Origin of the sequence: Xylophilus rhododendri (genome assembly GCF_009906855.1) — a bacterium.
GTDB classification, from domain to species: Bacteria; Pseudomonadota; Gammaproteobacteria; order Burkholderiales; family Burkholderiaceae_C; genus Xylophilus; species Xylophilus rhododendri.
This window is the reverse complement of sequence record NZ_CP047650.1, coordinates 532,853-550,374: the sequence shown is the minus strand read 5'-3', so window position 1 is coordinate 550,374 and position 17,522 is coordinate 532,853. Positions and strand designations below refer to the sequence as shown.

The 17,522-nt window shown below is 67.3% G+C and carries 17 protein-coding genes; 14 read left to right on the top strand and 3 right to left on the bottom strand.

Annotated features, from left to right (window positions below):
• Window positions 1–10: 10 nt before the first annotated feature.
• The 3 genes from GT347_RS02570 to GT347_RS02560 all read left to right on the top strand — a co-directional run bounded on the left by GT347_RS02570 (window position 11) and on the right by GT347_RS02560 (window position 1,896).
• Entirely contained in the window at window positions 11–883 is an 873-nt protein-coding gene (locus GT347_RS02570) for a Kdo hydroxylase family protein (RefSeq protein WP_160550485.1), read from the top strand.
• A 73-nt stretch (window positions 884–956) separates the two neighbouring features.
• On the top strand, window positions 957–1,436 hold the full coding sequence (gene greA, locus GT347_RS02565) for a transcription elongation factor GreA (protein ID WP_160550484.1): 480 nt from the start codon (window positions 957–959) through the stop codon (window positions 1,434–1,436).
• Between the two features lie 4 nt (window positions 1,437–1,440).
• Window positions 1,441–1,896, top strand: coding sequence for a DUF4149 domain-containing protein (locus GT347_RS02560; protein ID WP_160550483.1), 456 nt, complete (start codon window positions 1,441–1,443; stop codon window positions 1,894–1,896).
• On the opposite strand, the gene GT347_RS02555 is transcribed toward GT347_RS02560, so the two are convergent.
• Together GT347_RS02555 and GT347_RS02550 are read right to left on the bottom strand one after the other, a co-directional pair.
• The gene (locus GT347_RS02555; RefSeq protein WP_160550482.1) at window positions 1,856–2,605 is read right to left on the bottom strand and encodes a glycosyltransferase; all 750 of its coding nucleotides are present in this window, start codon (window positions 2,603–2,605) and stop codon (window positions 1,856–1,858) included. The genes GT347_RS02560 and GT347_RS02555 overlap by 41 nt on opposite strands.
• A 26-nt stretch (window positions 2,606–2,631) precedes the next feature.
• Window positions 2,632–3,108, bottom strand: a complete 477-nt coding sequence (locus GT347_RS02550) for a YhbY family RNA-binding protein (protein ID WP_160550481.1) — start codon at window positions 3,106–3,108, stop codon at window positions 2,632–2,634.
• Between the two features lie 78 nt (window positions 3,109–3,186).
• Here GT347_RS02550 and GT347_RS02545 point away from each other — a divergent pair, with 78 nt between their 5' ends.
• The 8 genes from GT347_RS02545 (at window position 3,187) to GT347_RS02510 (ending at window position 12,748) form a co-directional block, all read left to right on the top strand.
• The gene (locus tag GT347_RS02545) at window positions 3,187–3,852 is read left to right on the top strand and encodes an RlmE family RNA methyltransferase (RefSeq protein ID WP_160550480.1); all 666 of its coding nucleotides are present in this window, start codon (window positions 3,187–3,189) and stop codon (window positions 3,850–3,852) included.
• Between the two features lie 157 nt (window positions 3,853–4,009).
• Complete coding sequence (gene ftsH, locus GT347_RS02540; protein ID WP_160550479.1) at window positions 4,010–5,932, top strand: ATP-dependent zinc metalloprotease FtsH; 1,923 nt, start codon at window positions 4,010–4,012, stop codon at window positions 5,930–5,932.
• A 79-nt stretch (window positions 5,933–6,011) separates the two neighbouring features.
• Complete coding sequence (folP, locus tag GT347_RS02535; RefSeq protein ID WP_160550478.1) at window positions 6,012–6,851, top strand: dihydropteroate synthase; 840 nt, start codon at window positions 6,012–6,014, stop codon at window positions 6,849–6,851.
• A gap of 25 nt (window positions 6,852–6,876) precedes the next feature.
• Complete coding sequence (glmM, locus tag GT347_RS02530; protein ID WP_160550477.1) at window positions 6,877–8,244, top strand: phosphoglucosamine mutase; 1,368 nt, start codon at window positions 6,877–6,879, stop codon at window positions 8,242–8,244.
• 113 nt (window positions 8,245–8,357) lie between these two features.
• On the top strand, window positions 8,358–9,158 hold the full coding sequence (locus GT347_RS02525; RefSeq protein ID WP_160550476.1) for a GNAT family N-acetyltransferase: 801 nt from the start codon (window positions 8,358–8,360) through the stop codon (window positions 9,156–9,158).
• 118 nt (window positions 9,159–9,276) lie between these two features.
• Entirely contained in the window at window positions 9,277–11,496 is a 2,220-nt protein-coding gene (ppk1, locus tag GT347_RS02520) for a polyphosphate kinase 1 (RefSeq protein ID WP_160550475.1), read from the top strand.
• Window positions 11,493–11,969: a SixA phosphatase family protein gene (locus GT347_RS02515; RefSeq protein WP_160550474.1), complete on the top strand. Its 477-nt coding sequence runs from the start codon at window positions 11,493–11,495 to the stop codon at window positions 11,967–11,969. Before ppk1 ends, GT347_RS02515 begins: the two co-directional genes overlap by 4 nt.
• 428 nt (window positions 11,970–12,397) lie before the next feature.
• Window positions 12,398–12,748, top strand: coding sequence for a hypothetical protein (locus GT347_RS02510; protein ID WP_160550473.1), 351 nt, complete (start codon window positions 12,398–12,400; stop codon window positions 12,746–12,748).
• A 4-nt stretch (window positions 12,749–12,752) separates the two neighbouring features.
• Here GT347_RS02510 and GT347_RS02505 read toward each other — a convergent pair whose 3' ends face one another.
• Entirely contained in the window at window positions 12,753–14,252 is a 1,500-nt protein-coding gene (locus GT347_RS02505; protein ID WP_160550472.1) for a Ppx/GppA phosphatase family protein, read from the bottom strand.
• A 208-nt stretch (window positions 14,253–14,460) separates the two neighbouring features.
• Between GT347_RS02505 and pstS the strand changes: the two genes are divergently transcribed.
• From pstS to pstA, 3 genes are all read left to right on the top strand, one after another.
• Complete coding sequence (gene pstS / locus GT347_RS02500) at window positions 14,461–15,492, top strand: phosphate ABC transporter substrate-binding protein PstS (RefSeq protein ID WP_160550471.1); 1,032 nt, start codon at window positions 14,461–14,463, stop codon at window positions 15,490–15,492.
• Window positions 15,493–15,645: 153 nt separating this feature from the next.
• The gene (gene pstC / locus GT347_RS02495; protein ID WP_160550470.1) at window positions 15,646–16,611 is read left to right on the top strand and encodes a phosphate ABC transporter permease subunit PstC; all 966 of its coding nucleotides are present in this window, start codon (window positions 15,646–15,648) and stop codon (window positions 16,609–16,611) included.
• Window positions 16,611–17,501 (top strand): phosphate ABC transporter permease PstA, encoded by an 891-nt coding sequence (gene pstA / locus GT347_RS02490; protein WP_160555191.1) that lies wholly within the window; start codon window positions 16,611–16,613, stop codon window positions 17,499–17,501. The genes pstC and pstA overlap by 1 nt, the downstream gene beginning before the upstream one ends.
• Window positions 17,502–17,522 lie beyond the last annotated feature (21 nt).

Here is a 17,522-nt window from a genome sequence, read left to right as displayed (position 1 = left end):
GAGCGCGGCCGTGGAAAAGCAGATCCTCGAACTCGACCTGGCGGACTGGAAGGCGGCCGAGGCCGATCCGGCCCTGATCGCCGCGGTCGAGGCCGGCAAGGTGCTGTACTTCCCGCGGCTGCACTTCACGCTCTGGCCGCAGGAGGCAGCGCTGCTGCGGCCCGACATGCTGGCCGAGGGCAAACGCAACATCAGCCTGGATGCGCAGGGCCAGCTCAAGGGCGCGGCCGGCAGCGCCGAGGAACAGAAGGATCTCGCCGCGATGGTCGGCCGCTTCCGCGCCAACGCCGTGGCGCTGGTGCACGGCCTGCTGCCGGATTACCGGCCGCATCTGCGCCTGGCGCCGACCAGCTTCCGGCCCACCCAGGTCGAGAGCCGCACCCAGTCCTGGCGTGCCGACGACAAGCGCCTGCATGTGGATGCCTTCCCCTCGCGGCCCAACCGCGGCGAGCGCATCCTGCGGGTCTTCGCCAACGTCAACCCGATGGGCCAGCCCCGCGTGTGGCGCGTGGGCGAGCCTTTCGAGGACGTGGCCCGCCGCTTCCTGCCCAAGGCCAGGCCGTACGCGCGCTGGCAGGCCAAGCTGCTGCAGAAGATCGGCGTCACCAAGTCGCTGCGCAGCGAATACGACCACCTGATGCTGCAGCTGCACGACGGCATGAAGGGCGATGCGCTCTACCAGCAGAACGCGCCGCAGGCCACCATGCCCTTCGCGGCCGGATCGGCCTGGGTGTGCTTCTCCGACCAGACGCCGCATGCCGTCATGGGCGGCCAGTTCATGCTGGAGCAGACCCTGCATCTGCCGCCCGAGGCGCAATACAATGTGGCGTCCAGTCCGCTTGCAATCCTGACGCGGCTGGCGGGGCACCCGCTGATTCCCTAGCGTTCAGCGCCCCTCACGCATTCATCGCCGGACCATCGAAGTCCGGCGTTTTGTTTTTGGAGAGTAGAACCACATGGCCAACACCATCCCGATCACCAAGCGCGGAGCCGAAAAACTGAAGACCGAGCTGCACCAGCTCAAGACGGTGGAGCGTCCGGCCATCATCCAGGCCATCGCCGAGGCACGTGCCCAGGGCGACCTGAGCGAGAACGCCGAGTACGACGCCGCCAAGGACCGCCAGGGCTTCATCGAAGGCCGCATCCAGGAGGTGGAGGGCAAACTGTCGGCCGCGCAGATCATCGATCCCACCGCGCTCGACGCCGAAGGCCGCGTGGTCTTTGGTGCCACGGTCGAACTGGAAGACGAGGACTCCGGCGACAAGGTCACCTACCAGATCGTGGGCGAGGACGAGGCCGACCTGAAGCTGGGCCTGATCAACGTCTCCAGCCCCATCGCCCGCGCCCTCATCGGCAAGCACGAAGGCGATGTCGCCAGCGTGCAGGCGCCGGGCGGCGTGCGCAACTACGAGATCGTCGCGGTCCGCTACGCCTGAGGCCATGATCCAGAACCGCCGCTTCTGCACCCTGGCGGCCGGCCTCTGGTGGGGCAGCCTGTCCACGCTGGGTTTCTTCGTGGTGCCCATGCTGTTCGCCCATCTGCAACCGGTGGCCGTGGCCGGCGGCATGGCGGCGCGGCTCTTCAGCGGCCAGACCTGGATCTCGGTCGTCTGCGCCATGCTGCTGATCGTGGCGTCGCGCGGGCGGGGCAGGGCGCAGGAAGACGGCGCCGCGGCGCCCCAGGACTACGGCTGGATCGCCCTGGTGCTGGCCGGCCTGCTGCTGGCCCTGCTGTCGGAATTCGCGGTGGCTCCGCGCATCGTGGCGCGGGAGAACCTGCGCCTGTGGCATTCGGTCGGCACCGGCCTCTATGTCGTGCAATGGGCCTGCGCCGGCCTGTGCTTTTGGCGCCTGCTCAGGCCTTCCAGTAATCCGCCACCCAGCCAGCCGGCTTGATGAAGCGGAAGCGCCGGTTGCGCTGGCCGTGCAGGGCATCCGGCGGATTGCATTCGCCGTGGAAGATCACCACCCGTGCATCGGCCGGAATCGACGGCTCCTGGAAGTAGTTGAACGGCCAGTGCGGGATGCTGTGGTACTTGAAGCTCGGGCACCAGCGCGCGGGCCAGTACTTCAGCTTGCCCTGGCGGTGCAGGTAGTCCGACAGATAGGCCTGCTCGTTGCGGAACTTCAGGCGGATCTCGTCTTCGTGTGCGTGGAAATAACTCAGCACGTCCGGATGCGCCCCGATCTCGAAGCGGTACACCGATGAGTTGCCGGTGATGCGCCAGGGCCGCTTGTAGTCCTTGATGATCAGGAACTCGCCCGGCTGGCTGAAGAAGCCGTCGAGGCTGCCCACCACCACCACGTCCACGTCGAGATAGAGCGCCGTGCCCTTCAGGCCGTGCAGATCGGCACTGAAGGTGCTGAGCTTGCGCCAGGCGCGGTCGGGCACGCCTGGCTTCTCGGGCTTGATCGGCATCTGCGGCAGGGGCAGGCATGTCACCTCCGGCCGGATGCCCACGGCGTCGTCCGTGAGGCAGACGAAAGTGAAATCGCCGCTCAGATGGCGGCGCACCATGCCGTAGAGGTTGTTGACGTATTCGGGGCCGTATTTCGTGCCCCACTTCATGCACAGCACATGGCGCTGGCCTGCGGTCGCTTGCATCGCGCCGGCTCCTTGTTCGCTCGGCTTCAGTCGGGCTGATTCTTCTTGACGGACTTCTGCAGCACCTTGATGCGCTTGACCTGGCCGCCGGGCGTCAGGCGCTGGTTGCCCAGCACACGCAGGGTCTTGACCTCGGGGCGCTGGCCGCCGCGGCCGTACTTCAGCACCTTCACGTCGCGCGGGCCGGGCATGCGGTCCTCGCCGGAGGCGGCTTCACGCACCTTCTCGACCGGCGGGCGCCACAGCACCAGCAGCTTGCCGATGTGCTGGATCGGGGCGGCGTTCAGGTCGGCGGAGAGCGTCTGGAACAGCAGTTCCCGCGCGGTTCGGTCTTCGGCGGAGACACGCACCTTGATCAGGCCGTGGGAGTTGAGCGCGTTGTCGATCTCCTTCTGCACGGCGGGCGTCAGGCCGTCGGAGCCGACGATGACCACGGGGTCGAGATGGTGGGCATCGGCGCGTTTTTCGCGACGTTCGGCGGGGGTCAGTGAAATCTGGGGCATGGCCGTATTATCCAAGCTTATGTATATGTTCCCTAAAGTGCCTTTTTGCGCACTCTTCCTGAACGGTGAAGGCCAGCCGTGAAGGTCAAAACCAAATCGAGCAAGGTCAACAAGGCCTGGCTGAACGAGCATGTCAACGACACCTATGTGAAGCTCGCCGCCAAGGAGGGCTACCGGGCCCGCGCCGCCTACAAGCTCAAGGAGATCGACGAACTGCTGGGCCTGGTACGGCCGGGCAACACGGTGGTCGACCTCGGCTCCACGCCCGGCGCCTGGAGCCAGTACCTGCGGCGCCGCCTGTCTCCCGATGGTGCAGCGGTGGGCGCGCTCAATGGCCGCATCGTGGCGGTCGACCTGTTGCCGATGGTGCCGATCGAGGGCGTGCTCTTCATCCAGGGCGACTTCCGCGAAGAGGCCGTGCTGGCCGAGGTGGAGGAAGCGCTGCAGGGCGGGCAGGCCGACCTGGTCGTCTCCGACATGGCATCCAACCTCTCCGGCATCGCCTCCGCCGACGCCGCGCGCATGGTGCACCTGATCGAACTGGCGGTGGATTTCTCCTGCCAGCACCTCACGCCGCAGGGCGCGCTGGTGGCCAAGGTCTTCCATGGAGGTGGTTACAACGATGTGGTGAAACTGTTCAAAGATCACTTCAAGGTCGTCAAGCCGATCAAGCCCAAGGCCTCGCGCGACAAGTCCTCGGAAAACTTCCTGGTCGGCATCGGCCTGAAATCGGGTTTGTCCTGATGGCGGCAGCTTCGGCTGACCGGATTCGAATTTCTTAAAACCCGCGCGATCCCTGGGGCCGCAGGGGCCGGAAAATCCGGTTGCCCTACTTGAAACCCCTAGAATGCGTCACACATAGGTCATCCATGTCCCCCCACGTACCCGACCGGAGCCTCGCTTGAATAATCAGTGGTTTTCCAAGATCGCCGTCTGGCTGGTGATCGCGATGGTGCTGTTCACTGTCTTCAAACAGTTCGACGCACGTGGCAATGCCGGCGCCGGCTACATCGGCTATTCCGACTTCCTCGAAGAAGTCCGCGGCAACCGCATCAAGAGCGCCACCATCCAGGAAGGCCAGAGCGGCGGCAGCGAGATCCTCGCCACCACCAACGACGACCGCAAGGTGCGCACCACCGCCACCTACCTCGATCGCGGCCTGGTCGGCGACCTGATCAACAACAACGTCAAGTTCGACGTCAAGCCGCGCGAAGAAGGCTCGCTGCTGGTTTCCCTGCTGATCAGCTGGGGCCCCATGCTGCTGCTGATCGGCGTCTGGGTGTATTTCATGCGCCAGATGCAGGGCGGCGGCAAGGGCGGCGCCTTCAGCTTCGGCAAGAGCAAGGCGCGCATGCTCGACGAGAACAACAACACCGTCACCTTCGCCGACGTCGCCGGTTGCGACGAGGCCAAGGAAGAGGTCAAGGAAGTCGTCGACTTCCTGAAGGACCCGCAGAAATTCCAGAAGCTCGGCGGCCGCATTCCCCGCGGCCTGCTGCTGGTCGGCCCTCCGGGCACCGGCAAGACCCTGCTGGCCAAGTCGATCGCCGGCGAGGCCAAGGTTCCCTTCTTCAGCATCTCGGGTTCGGACTTCGTGGAAATGTTCGTCGGCGTGGGCGCGGCCCGTGTGCGCGACATGTTCGAGAACGCCAAGAAGAATGCTCCCTGCATCATCTTCATCGATGAAATCGACGCGGTCGGCCGCCAGCGCGGCGCGGGCCTCGGCGGCGGCAACGACGAACGCGAGCAGACCCTGAACCAGATGCTGGTCGAGATGGACGGCTTCGAGACCAACCTCGGCGTGATCGTGGTGGCCGCCACCAACCGCCCCGACATCCTGGATGCCGCCCTGCTGCGCCCTGGCCGTTTCGACCGCCAAGTCTATGTCACGCTGCCGGACATCCGCGGCCGCGAGCAGATCCTGAACGTGCACATGCGCAAGGTTCCGCTGGGCCAGGACGTGAACCCGTCCGTCATCGCCCGCGGCACCCCCGGCATGAGCGGCGCCGACCTGGCCAACCTGTGCAACGAAGCCGCCCTGATGGCCGCCCGCCGCAATGCCCGCACCGTCGAGATGCAGGACTTCGAGCGCGCCAAGGACAAGATCTTCATGGGCCCCGAGCGCAAGAGCATGGTCATGCCCGAGGAAGAGCGCCGCAACACGGCCTACCACGAGTCCGGCCACGCCCTCATCGGCAAGCTGCTGCCCAAGTGTGATCCGGTGCACAAGGTCACCATCATTCCGCGCGGCCGTGCCCTGGGTGTGACCATGAGCCTGCCGGCGCAGGACCGCTACAGCTACGACCGCGACTACATGCTCAACCAGATCAGCATGCTGTTCGGCGGCCGGATCGCGGAAGAGGTCTTCATGCACCAGATGACGACCGGCGCTTCCAACGACTTCGAGCGCGCCACCAACCTGGCCCGCGACATGGTCATGAAGTACGGCATGACTGAGGCCCTGGGCCCCATGGTCTATGCCGAGAACGAAGGTGAAGTCTTCCTGGGCCGCTCGGTCACCAAGACCACCAACATGAGCGAGCAGACCATGCAGAAGGTCGACGAAGCCGTGCGCCGCATCATCGACGAGCAGTATTCACTGGCCCGCCGCCTGATCGAAGAGCACAGCGACAAGATGCACGCCATGGCCAAGGCGCTGCTGGAATGGGAAACCATCGATTCCGAGCAGCTAGACGACATCATGGCCGGCCGCGAACCCCGTCCGCCCAAGGACTGGACGCCGCGCATCCCGCCGAACAACGGCGACAAGCCGGGCGGTGGCAACGCCGCGGTGGCGACCGAACCGGCGCCCAGCGCGGCCTGAGTTCACCGCTTTCCAGCGATATCGATGACGGGGCTTCGGCCCCGTTGTGCTTTTGTATTTCGAATTCTTCGTCGTCCCGATGATCTGGCAGACCTTCCGCTTTCGTATCGATCTCTCCACGCCGCGTGTGATGGGGATCGTCAACGTCACGCCGGATTCGTTCTCGGATGGCGGCCGCCATGCCGGCCTGTCACAGGCCTTGCGCCACTGCGAGCAGCTGCTGAAGGAGGGCGCGCACATCCTGGACATCGGCGGGGAATCGACCCGGCCGGGCAGCCCGCCGGTGCCGGTGGACGAGGAACTGGCGCGTGTCATCCCCCTGGTGCGGGCGGCGCAGTCCCTGGGTGCGCCGCTGTCGGTCGATACCAGGAAGCCGGAAGTCATGCGGGCGGCGCTGGACGCGGGTGCGGACATCGTCAACGACATCCTGGCCTTGCGTGCGCCCGGGGCGCTGGAGGCCGTGGCGGCCCACCCGCTGTGCGGTGTCTGCCTGATGCACATGCAGGGCGAGCCGCTGACCATGCAGCAGCAGCCGATGTCCGGCGATGCGGTGCCGCAGGTGCATGACTTCCTGCTGCAGCAGGCCGACCGTCTGCGTCATGCCGGCATCGCCGAGGAGCGCATCGTGCTGGACCCGGGCGTGGGCTTCGGCAAGACCGTGTCACAGAACTTTGCATTGCTGGCACGCCAGCGCGAAGCCACGCCGCGGGGCTATCCGATACTCGCCGGCTGGTCCCGCAAGTCCTCGCTGGGCGCGGTCACCGGGCTGGCGGTGGAACAGCGCCTGGTCCCCAGCATCGTCGCCGCCGTGCTGGCGGTGGAGCAGGGCGCCAGCGTGGTGCGGGTACACGATGTGGCCGAGACGGTCGCCGCCTTGAAGGTGCTGGCGGCTATGCGGCAGGAATCGAAGGCGCACTGACGCCGAAGCAGGAAGAAAAGACAAGATGGCACGCAAATATTTCGGCACCGACGGCATCCGCGGCACGGTGGGACGCCCGCCGATCACCGCCGACTTCGTCCTGCGCCTGGCGCATGCGGTGGGCCAGGTGCTGCGCCGTACCGAGAGCCGGCCGCGGGTGATGATCGGCAAGGACACCCGCGTGTCGGGCTACATGCTGGAAAGCGCGCTCGAATCCGGCTTCAACTCGGCCGGCGTGGACGTGGTGCTGCTCGGCCCGCTGCCCACGCCGGGCGTGGCCTACCTCACCCGCGCGCTGCGCGCCAGCCTGGGCGTGGTCATCAGCGCCAGCCACAATCCTTTCCAGGACAACGGCATCAAGTTCTTCGGCGCGCACGGCAACAAGCTCGACGATGGCTGGGAGCTGGCCGTCGAAGAGGCCCTGGAGCAGCCGCCGGCCTGGGCCGATTCGATGGTGATCGGCAAGGCGCGCCGGCTCGACGACGCCGCGGGCCGCTACATCGAGTTCTGCAAGAGCACCTTTCCCAGCGCGCTGACGCTGCGCGGACTGAAGATCGTGGTCGATGCGGCGCATGGCGCGGCCTATCACATCGCGCCCAAGGTCTTCCACGAGCTGGGTGCCGAGGTCTTTTCCATCGGCTGCGCGCCGGACGGCCTCAACATCAACCGCGAGGTGGGTGCCACCCATCCTCAAGCCCTGGTGGCCGAGGTCCGCGCCCGGGGCGCCGATTTCGGCATCGCCCTCGATGGCGACGCCGACCGGCTGAAGATGGTCGATGGCGACGGCCGGCTCTACGACGGCGACGAGCTGCTCTACCTAGTCGCCAACGCGCGCCTGGACCACGACGAGCCCCTGGTCGCACCCGGCTCCCGCGACAGCACGCCCGGCGTGGTCGGTACGCTGATGACCAATATGGCGGTGGAGCTGGCCCTGCAGGCGCGCGGTGTGCAGTTCGTGCGTGCCAAGGTGGGCGATCGCCATGTGCTGGAGGAACTGGGCGCGCGCGGCTGGCTGCTCGGCGGGGAAGGCTCCGGCCATCTGCTGGCGCTGGACAAGCACAGCACCGGCGACGGCCTGATCAGCGCCCTGCAGGTGCTGCAGGCCTGCCTGCGCAGCGGCCGCAGCATGGCCAGCCTGCTGTCGGAGATCAGCCTGTTTCCCCAGACCCTGCTCAACGTGCCGCTGCCCGATGGCCGGTCGTGGCGGCAGAGCGAGGCCTTCGCCGCCGTCTGCCGCGAGGTGGAGACGGAGCTGGGCGGGCAGGGGCGGGTGCTGATACGCGCCAGCGGTACCGAGCCGCTGCTGCGCATCATGGTCGAGGCGCGCGATGCGGCGGTCTCGCGGCAGTGCGCGCAGCGTCTGGCCGACGCGGTCCAGACCGAAGCCGCCTAGCCCCACCGCACGCGGCCGGCCGGCCGCGGCGTCACGTCGGCGTCATCGCCGCGCCATGCATTCGTCATGGCGGCCCAACAAACTCCTCGTGTCATCCAGAACGAGGACCGTGCATGCGTGAATTGCCCCGCCAGAGCCCTGCGCTGCCATCCGGCGCAGCGCAAGGCTTCGCCCTCCAGGAACCCGGCGTCGAGGAGCTGCAGGTCTGCTGGGCCCGCCATCTCGACGAGGTGCGAGAGGCCCAGCGCCTGCGCCACGAGGTGTTCGCCGGCGAAATGGGCGCCCGCATCCGCTCGCCGCTGCCCGGCCACGACATCGACCTGTTCGACGACTACTGCGAACACCTGCTGATCCGTGCAGGCCGCGGCGGCCCGGTCGTCGGCACCTACCGGGTGCTCACGCCGGCCCAGGCCAAACGCGCCGGCAGCACCTACAGCGATACCGAGTTCGACCTGGTGCGCCTGCGCGGCCTGCGTGACCGCATGGTGGAGCTGGGCCGCAGCTGCGTGCATCCGGACCACCGCCGCGGCGGCGTCATCATGGCGCTGTGGGGCGCGCTCGCCGGCTTCATGGTGCGCAACCAGCTCGACATCATGATCGGCTGCGCCAGCATCCCCATGGTGCACAACGGCGTGCTCGGCGGCGACGTCGCGGCCAGCATCTGGCGCCAATTGCGGCAGACGCATCTCGCGCCGGTGGAAGTGCATGTGCGGCCGCGGCTCGCGCTGCCGCTGGAACGGCTGGATGACCAGCTCGATGTGGAGGCGCCGGCGCTGATCCGCGGCTACCTGAGGATGGGCGCCAGGGTGCTGGGCGCTCCGGCCTGGGATCCTGACTTCAACACGGCCGACATCCCGATGCTGATGCGCATCGCCGACCTGCCGGCCCGCTACCGCAAGCATTTCCTGGGATAAGTCCGCTTTTTGACGATCGGAAGTGCGGGCAAAGTGGCTGTCATTGAAATGTCACCCTTCCGTCACACGGCAGCGGCATGCTAAGGCGCATGCTCTGCCAGATTTCCTTTCTTCCTCGATGACGGTCTTTCCTCCCGCTTCCACCGAACCCGTACCCGTCCCCGAGGTCGCCGTCCCGCCGGTGCCTGGCGTGGCCACGCCCGAGACCACATCGACCCTGCCCGAACTGGCCGGGCCCGAGCCGGCGCCGGTCGTGATCGACGCGGCAGCACCCACGCCCCTGGCCCTGCTCGACCGCGACCGCAGCATCCTGGCCTTCAACGAACGCGTCTTCCATTGGGCCCGCCGCGAAGATGTCCCGCTGCTGGAGCGGCTGCGTTATCTGTGCATCGTGTCCTCCAACCTCGACGAATTCTTCGAGGTCCGTGCCGCGCCCCATCTGGCCGGCGCGCTGGCCGATGGCGACAAGCCCGGTGAGAGCACCGCCACCTTCGAGAAGCTGGCCGATGCCGCCCACGAACTGGTGGCACGCCAGTACGCGCTCTACAACGATGCCCTGATCCCGGCTTTCGCCGCCAACGGCATCCACCTGCTGTCCCATGGCGCGCGCAACCATGCGCAGCGCAAATGGGTGCGCGACTACTTCAACCGCGAAGTCGCGCCGCTGCTGGTGCCGATCGGCCTGGATCCGGCCCATCCCTTTCCGCAGGTCGCCAACAAGTCGCTCAACTTCATCGTGCGGCTGCAGGGCACGGATGCCTTCGGACGCGAGAACGAGATCGCCATCCTGAAGGTGCCGCGCGTTCTGCCGCGCATCATCCGGCTGCCGGCCGAGGTGGCGCGCGGACGGGCGTCCTTCGTGATGCTGTCCAGCGTCATCCGGGCGCACATGGGCGAGCTGTTCCCCGGCCGGCAGATGACGGAGTTCTCGCAGTTCCGCGTCACCCGCCATTCCGACCTGGCGGTCGACGAGGACGAGGTCATCAACCTGCGCACCGCCCTGCGCCGTGGCCTGACCCTGCGCCATTACGGCCAGGCGGTGCGGCTGGAAGTGTCTTCCGGTTGCTCGCAGCATCTGCTGGACTTCCTGCAGAAGCAGTTCCGCCTGCCCGACGCCGCCCTCTACCGGGTGCATGGCCCGGTGAACCTGGTGCGGCTGATGCAGCTGGTCGACCTGGTCAACGACCCGGCCCTGCTGTATTCCCGCTGGACGCCGGTGCAGCCCACCGGCCTGCGCAGCGGCGTGTCCATCTTCTCGCAGCTGCGCGAGCGCGACGTGCTGATCCACCAGCCTTTCGAGAGCTTCGACGGCGTCGTCGATTTCCTGCGCGAGGCGGTGCACGATCCGCAGGTGCTGGCGATCAAGCAGACCATCTACCGCACCGGTTCCGAGTCGGTGATGATCGACCTGCTGACCGAGGCGGTGCGCCTGGGCAAGGAAGTCACCGCCGTCGTCGAACTGAAGGCGCGTTTCGACGAAGAGGCCAACATCAACTGGGCCGAGGCGCTGGAATCGGTCGGCGCGCAGGTGGTCTATGGCGTGGTGGGCCTGAAGACGCACGCCAAGATGCTGCTGGTCACCCGCCGCGAAGGCGGCCGGCTGCGCCGCTATGGCCATCTCTCCACCGGCAACTACAACGCCCGCACCGCGCGTCTCTACACCGACATCAGCCACCTGACGGCCGATGCCGCGCTGACGGCCGACATGGACGCCGTCTTCGCCCATCTCGCCAGCCAGAACCAGCTGCCCAGACTCAAGCGGCTCTGGCTCGCCCCGTTCGAACTGCAGGACCAGCTGGTCGCCCGCATCGAGGCCACCGCCGCCGCCGCGCGCGCCGGGCAGGACACCCGCATCGTCGTCAAGATGAATGCGCTGACCGACGAACGCCTGATCCGTGCCCTGATCGCCGCCGGCAGCGACGGCGTGCGCATCGACCTGATCGTGCGCGGCGCCTGCATGCTGCCGGCCCAGCAGCCGGGCGCCACCGAGAACATCCGGGTGCGTTCGGTCATCGGCCGCTTCCTGGAGCACAGCCGGGTCTTCTACTTCCGCACCGGCGATGCCGACGAGCTGTACCTCTCCAGCGCCGACTGGATGACCCGCAACATGCTGCGCCGGGTGGAACTGGCCTGGCCGGTGCGCGACCCCGCGCTGCGCCAGCGCATCATCGACGAATGCCTGGTCGCCTACCTCGGCGACAGCCGCGACGCCTGGACCCTGGACGCCGACGGCCGCTACCGCTGCACCGAACCCGCCCCCGACGGCGGCCATGCCGCGCAGGCCGCCCTGATGGACCGTTACCGCATGCCGGGCCGCCGGCGAGAAAGAGCCGCATGATGGACCTGATCTTCTGGCGCCACGCGGAAGCCGAGGAACGCGACGAGAACATCCCGGACCTGGAACGCGCCCTGACCGCGCGCGGTGAAAAACAGGCCGCGCGCATGGCGCAATGGCTGGACCGGCAATTGCCCGAGGGCGTGCGCATGATGGCCAGCCCCGCCCGGCGCACCGAGCAGACCGCCATCGCGCTGGGCCGCAAGTACAAGCTGCGCGCCGAGCTGCTGCCCGAAAGCACGCCCGAGGACCTGCTGAACGTGGTGCAGTGGCCGCATGCGCGCGGCGCCGTCCTGGTGGTGGGCCATCAGCCCATGCTGGGCCGCACCATCGCCCAGTTGCTGGGCCTGCAGGCCAGCGACTGCGCCATCCGCAAGGGCGCCGTCTGGTGGCTGCGCCACCGCAGCCGGCAGCGCGAGGGCGAGCCGGCCGAGCAGACGGTCGTCGTCACCGTGCAGACGCCCGAATTCCTGTAGCTGAAAGCGGCGCTGCCGGCCTGTTCCTTGCGCCGGCGCAGACAGGACATCGCACTGCCGGGCGCGCAGTGCGGCGGTGGCCACCATGCTCATGCGATTGCAACTTCGCGCGGCGAGCAGAGCATCTCAGCCATGGCCTATCCGAACCTGCCAATTGCATCCGGCGCCCACTCGAACCCTCTGCCGCGCCACGGACGCGACCGCCTGGAAGAGGTGGCGGACACGGAAGAATCGCAGGCGCCGATGCCGAGGAGCAATCCCGGCGGGCAGGATGACGCCTCGCCCGGCTTGCTGGGGCTGGAGCTGCATGGTCCCTTGAACGAGCTGGTCGAGCCGGCGCCCGTGGGGCCGATGACGACTTCGCGCAGCCGCCCCCCTTGCCCCTTGAGCTTGCGCCCTATGTGTGGATCGACCACCAGGCCATTCCGGTGAGCATCGCCTGGGAACAACTGGTGCAGCATTTCGGGGATCGCGGCATTCCACACAGCGAGCTTTCGACGCTGCGGGGTCTGCTTGACTACATGCGGGGCAGTCAGGAATGGCAGCATGCAGCCGACCTTTGCTATGAGGACTGGGTCGAGTACCTCGTGTCCTCCCTCAACCAGGCGCGACTCTCCAGACATCCCGTCGCCTGGCCCGTGCCGGGCAGGCGAGACCCCTACTGGCTGCGTTGGGGCGTCGGCCTCCTGCTCTACCTGTTGGCGGTCACGCTGGCGTCCGTCGAATTGACCGGATCGCTCTGGCCCTGGTCGCGCGGCGAGCCGCCGGGGCTGGCGTAGCGGCTCAGCCGTTGGCCAGCTGCAGGCCGCGGCCGGTCTTCAGCCAGGCCAGCGATTCCTCGCGAAGCAGGTAGGCCGACTGCGGATGGCGCTTCTCCCACGCGGCGCTCCAGCCCAGCGACCAGCCGACCGCCTTCTTCGACACGGCCAGCCGCAGGTCCGCCAGATCGGGTTCGCTGCGTGCGTGGCACAGCGCCACGGCCAGGCGCAGGCTCAGCGCCTGCCGGGCAAAGCCGTCGTCCACCAGCGCTTCCTCGACCTTGCGCAGCTTGCCGCGCTGCGCCAGCACCAGCAGCGAAAGACGCTCCAGCTCCGGCAGCGAGAACCCCGGCGCATCGGCATTGGCCAGCACATAGGCGCCGTGCTTGTGGGCGTCGTCGTGGGCGATCAGGCAGCCCACCTCGTGCAGCCGCGCCGCCCAGTGGAGCTTGCGGGCTTCGCGCTCGGCCAGCGGTGAGCCGGCGTCGTCCTGCAGCGTGCGCAGCAGCGTGGTGGCGGTGCGGGCGACCCGCTCGGCCTGGCCTTCGTCCACCTGGAAACGCCGCGCCAGCGCGGCCACCGAGGCGGCGCGCAGATCGGTATGGGGCTGCTCGCGGTCCAGCAGGTCGTAGAGCGCACCCTGGCGCAGGGCGCCCTGAGCGACCTGCATGGTGTCGATGTCCAGCAGGTCGAAGATGGCGCACAGCACCGCCACGCCGCCGCCGATCACCGGCTTTCTGTCTTCCTTCATGCCCTCCATGCGCAGGCTGTCGGCCGACTTCGCCTGCAACAGCAGCTCGCGCAGGTCAGCCAGCCCTTTGCGGGTGATGGTGCCGGCCGGCATGCCCAGCATTGCGGCCAGGGAGCCCACCGCCCCGGCGGTGCCGGACGAGCCGTAGGCCACGTCCCAGGTCTGGCGGCCGAAGGTCTGCAGAGCTTCGTCCAGCACCGCCTTGGCGGCGACCTCGGCCTGTTCGAAGGCGTCGGCCGTGAAGCGGCCGGCCGGGAAATACTTCTGAGACCAGGCCACGCTGCCGACCTGGAAAGAAGCCACCGCCTTGGAGACCAGCCCGTGGCCGAGGATGAACTCGGTGGAGCGGCCGCCCACATCCACCACCAGGCGCTGCTCGTCCGAAGGCGGCAGCAGGTGTGCCACGCCCTGGTAGATCAGGCGCGCCTCTTCGGGCCCGGACACCACGTCGATCGGAAAACCCAGCAGCTTGGCGCCGCGGGCGATGAACTCCGCGCGGTTGGTGGCCTCACGCAGCGTCTGCGTGGCGACGGCCCGCACCTGGCGCGGGGCGAACTCGCGCAGCCGCTCGCCGAAACGCGCCAGGCAGTCCCAGCCGCGCTGCATCGCCTCGGCCGAAATGCGGCCGGAGGCGTCGAGCCCGCCGCCCAGGCGCACGGTCTCCTTCAGGTATTGGATGCGCTGGAGCTGGCCCGCGGGATCGAAACGTCCGATCTCGAGCCGGAAGCTGTTGGAGCCGAGGTCGATCGCGGCGAGGGGATGTCCGTCTTGCATGAATGGGAGCAGGGAAAACAAAAAAGCCGCCCGCAGTGTAGGTGCACCGGGGTCTGGCCAGGGTGGGGCGAGGCTAGGGCGGCCGTGTGACGATTGCGTGACATCCATCAATCTGCGCCCGGAACGCTGTCATCTGCGTCACATAGCTGTCATGAAGCCTGCCTACATTCCATCCCAGTCCCCCTTAAGTCATCGAAAGAAGGAACGCATGAACAAAACCCTGATCGCCGCCTTTGCTGCTGTCTCCGCCTTCGGCGCCGCCAGCGTACAAGCCCAGGATGCCACCGGCGCAGGCGCTAGTTTCCCCGCCCCCCTGTATGCCAAGTGGGCGGCCGACTACAACAAGGCCACCAGCGTCAAGATCAACTACCAGTCCGTGGGCTCCGGCGCCGGCATCAAGCAGATCGACGCCAAGACCGTCGATTTCGGTGCCTCCGACATGCCCCTGAAGGACGACGAGCTGGCCACCAAGGGCCTGCTCCAGTTCCCCACGGTCATCGGCGGCATCGTCCCCGTGGTCAACATCAAGGGCATCGCTCCCGGCCAGCTCAAGCTGAACGGCCAGGTGCTCGGCGACATCTACCTGGGCAAGATCACCAAGTGGAACGACCCCGCCATCACCGCCCTGAACGCCGGCGTGACCCTGCCTGACGCACCGATCGCCGTGGTCCGCCGCGCCGACGGTTCGGGCACCAGCTTCGGTTTCACCAACTACCTGAGCAAGGTCAACGCCGAGTGGAAGAGCAAGGTCGGCGAAGGCACGGCCGTGAACTGGCCCACCGGCGCGGGTGGCAAGGGCAACGAAGGCGTCGCCGCTTTCGTGAACCGCCTGCCTGACTCCATCGGCTACGTCGAGTACGCCTACGTCAAGCAGAACAAGATGACCTACACCGACATGGTCAACAGCGAAGGCGCCACCGTCGCTCCGGACGACGAGACCTTCAAGGCCGCCGCCGCCGGTGCCGACTGGTCCAAGAGCTTCTACCAGATCCTGACGAACCAGCCTGGCAAGCAAGCCTGGCCCATCACCTCGGCCACCTTCATCCTGATGCACAAGTCGCAGGACAAGCCGGCCCAGGCCGCCACCGCCCTGAAGTTCTTCGAATGGGCCTACAAGAACGGTGACAAGACCGCCACCGAACTGGACTACGTGCCGATGCCTTCCAGCGTCAAGGACGCGATCTACAAGTCCTGGGGCAACATCAAGGACACCTCGGGCAAGGCTGTCGCCCTGAAGTAAGAAAAGAGGGGATGGCCAAGGCCATCCCCCTTTTTCATCCCCCGTCGGATGCTGCCCAGCACCGACATCGCTGACCCAACCGAGGCGAATCCCGTGTCCTCTACACTGCCGGTCACCCATGCGCCCGCCCGTTCGTCGGGGCGTGGTGTCACCATGAATCCTTCTCCCGCTCCCCGCTCCCGACTCACGGGTGTGCTCGTCGACCGCCTCTTCGGCATGGCCGCCCGCGGCGCCGCGCTGCTGACGCTGGCACTGCTCGTCGGCATCCTCGGCTCCCTCGTCGTAGGCGCCTGGCCCTCCATCGAAAAGTACGGACTGACTTTCCTGGTCCGCAGCGTCTGGGACCCGGTCCAGAACGACTACGGCGGCCTGGTCATGATCTACGGCACGCTGGCCACATCGATCATCGCCCTGCTGATCGCCGTGCCGGTCAGCTTCGGCATCGCGCTTTTCCTCACCGAGCTGTCGCCGGCCTGGCTCAAGCGTCCGCTGGGCACCGCCATCGAACTGCTCGCCGCCGTGCCCTCCATCGTCTACGGCATGTGGGGCCTGATGGTGTTCAGCCCCATCCTGGCCACCTATGTGCAGCAGCCGCTGCAGAAACTGCTCCATGGCGTGCCGCTTCTCGGCGCGTTGGTGTCGGGCCCGCCGGTGGGCATCGGCCTGCTGTCGGCCGGCATCATCCTGGCGATCATGATCATTCCCTTCATCGCCTCGGTGATGCGCGACGTGTTCGAAGTGACGCCGCCGCTGCTCAAGGAATCGGCCTACGGCCTGGGTTCCACCACCTGGGAAGTGGTGTTCAAGGTGGTGCTGCCCTTCACCAAGACGGGTGTGCTCGGCGGCATCATGCTGGGCCTGGGCCGCGCGCTGGGCGAGACCATGGCCGTGACCTTCGTCATCGGCAACATGAACCAGCTCAACTCGCTGTCGGTCTTCGAGGCCGCCAACAGCATCACCTCGGCGCTGGCCAATGAGTTCGCCGAAGCCGGCGAAGGCCTGCACCAGGCATCGCTGATCTACCTGGGCCTGGTGCTGTTCTTCATCACCTTCGTGGTCCTGTCGCTGTCCAAGCTGCTGCTGGCCCGCCTGAAGAAGAACGAAGGAGCCAAGTCGTGATCACCGCCACCAATACCGGCAAGAGCCTGATCGCCGCGGCCGACCTGGCCGCTGCCCGCGAGGCGCGTTACGCCTCGCGCAAGCGGGTCAACAAGATCGCGCTGACGCTGTCGCTGGCCGCCATGGTCTTCGGCGTGTTCTTCCTGGTCTGGATCCTGTTCGAGACCCTGCGCCTGGGCATCGGCGGCCTGAGCCTGTCGCTGTTCACCGAATCGACTCCGGCGCCCAACGAGCCCGGCGGCCTGGCCAACGCGATCTTCGGCTCCTTCACCATGGTGCTGCTGGCGACCTTCGTCGGCACGCCCATCGGCATCATGGCCGGCGTCTACCTGGCCGAATACGACACCCACGGTTGGCTGGCCTCGGTGACGCGTTTCGTCAACGACATCCTGCTGTCCGCGCCTTCGATCGTGATCGGCCTGTTCGTCTACGCCGTCGTGGTGTCGAGCTTCAAGACCTATTCGGGCTACGCCGGTGTGCTGGCGCTGGCGCTGATCGTGATCCCGGTGGTCATCCGCACCACCGAGAACATGCTGGTGCTGGTGCCCTCCGGCCTGCGCGAAGCCGCCTACGCCCTGGGCACGCCCAAGTGGAAGGTGATCACCATGATCACGCTGCGCGCCGCCCGTGCCGGTGTCATCACCGGTGTGCTGCTGGCCGTGGCCCGCATCGCCGGCGAAACCGCTCCGCTGCTGTTCACCGCGCTGTCCAACCAGTTCTGGAACGCCGACCTGAGCAAGCCGACCGCCAGCCTGCCGGTGACCATCTTCAAGTTCGCCATGAGCCCCTACGAGAACTGGCAACAGCTGGCCTGGGCCGGCGTGTTCCTGATCACGGTGGCGGTGCTCGGTCTCAACATCCTCGCGCGTGTCCTGACACGCCAAAAGTAAGGTTTCCAACATGTCCGCAAC

Coding starts and splice junctions, on each gene's coding strand:
- greA (WP_160550484.1), top strand. CDS start 957: ATGGCCAACACCATCCCGATCACCAAGCGCGGAGCCGAAAAACTGAAG.
- GT347_RS02560 (WP_160550483.1), top strand. CDS start 1,441: ATGATCCAGAACCGCCGCTTCTGCACCCTGGCGGCCGGCCTCTGGTGG.
- GT347_RS02555 (WP_160550482.1), bottom strand. CDS start 2,605: ATGCAAGCGACCGCAGGCCAGCGCCATGTGCTGTGCATGAAGTGGGGC.
- GT347_RS02550 (WP_160550481.1), bottom strand. CDS start 3,108: ATGCCCCAGATTTCACTGACCCCCGCCGAACGTCGCGAAAAACGCGCC.
- folP (WP_160550478.1), top strand. CDS start 6,012: ATGATCTGGCAGACCTTCCGCTTTCGTATCGATCTCTCCACGCCGCGT.
- glmM (WP_160550477.1), top strand. CDS start 6,877: ATGGCACGCAAATATTTCGGCACCGACGGCATCCGCGGCACGGTGGGA.
- GT347_RS02525 (WP_160550476.1), top strand. CDS start 8,358: ATGCGTGAATTGCCCCGCCAGAGCCCTGCGCTGCCATCCGGCGCAGCG.
- ppk1 (WP_160550475.1), top strand. CDS start 9,277: ATGACGGTCTTTCCTCCCGCTTCCACCGAACCCGTACCCGTCCCCGAG.
- GT347_RS02515 (WP_160550474.1), top strand. CDS start 11,493: ATGATGGACCTGATCTTCTGGCGCCACGCGGAAGCCGAGGAACGCGAC.
- GT347_RS02505 (WP_160550472.1), bottom strand. CDS start 14,252: ATGCAAGACGGACATCCCCTCGCCGCGATCGACCTCGGCTCCAACAGC.
- pstS (WP_160550471.1), top strand. CDS start 14,461: ATGAACAAAACCCTGATCGCCGCCTTTGCTGCTGTCTCCGCCTTCGGC.
- pstC (WP_160550470.1), top strand. CDS start 15,646: ATGAATCCTTCTCCCGCTCCCCGCTCCCGACTCACGGGTGTGCTCGTC.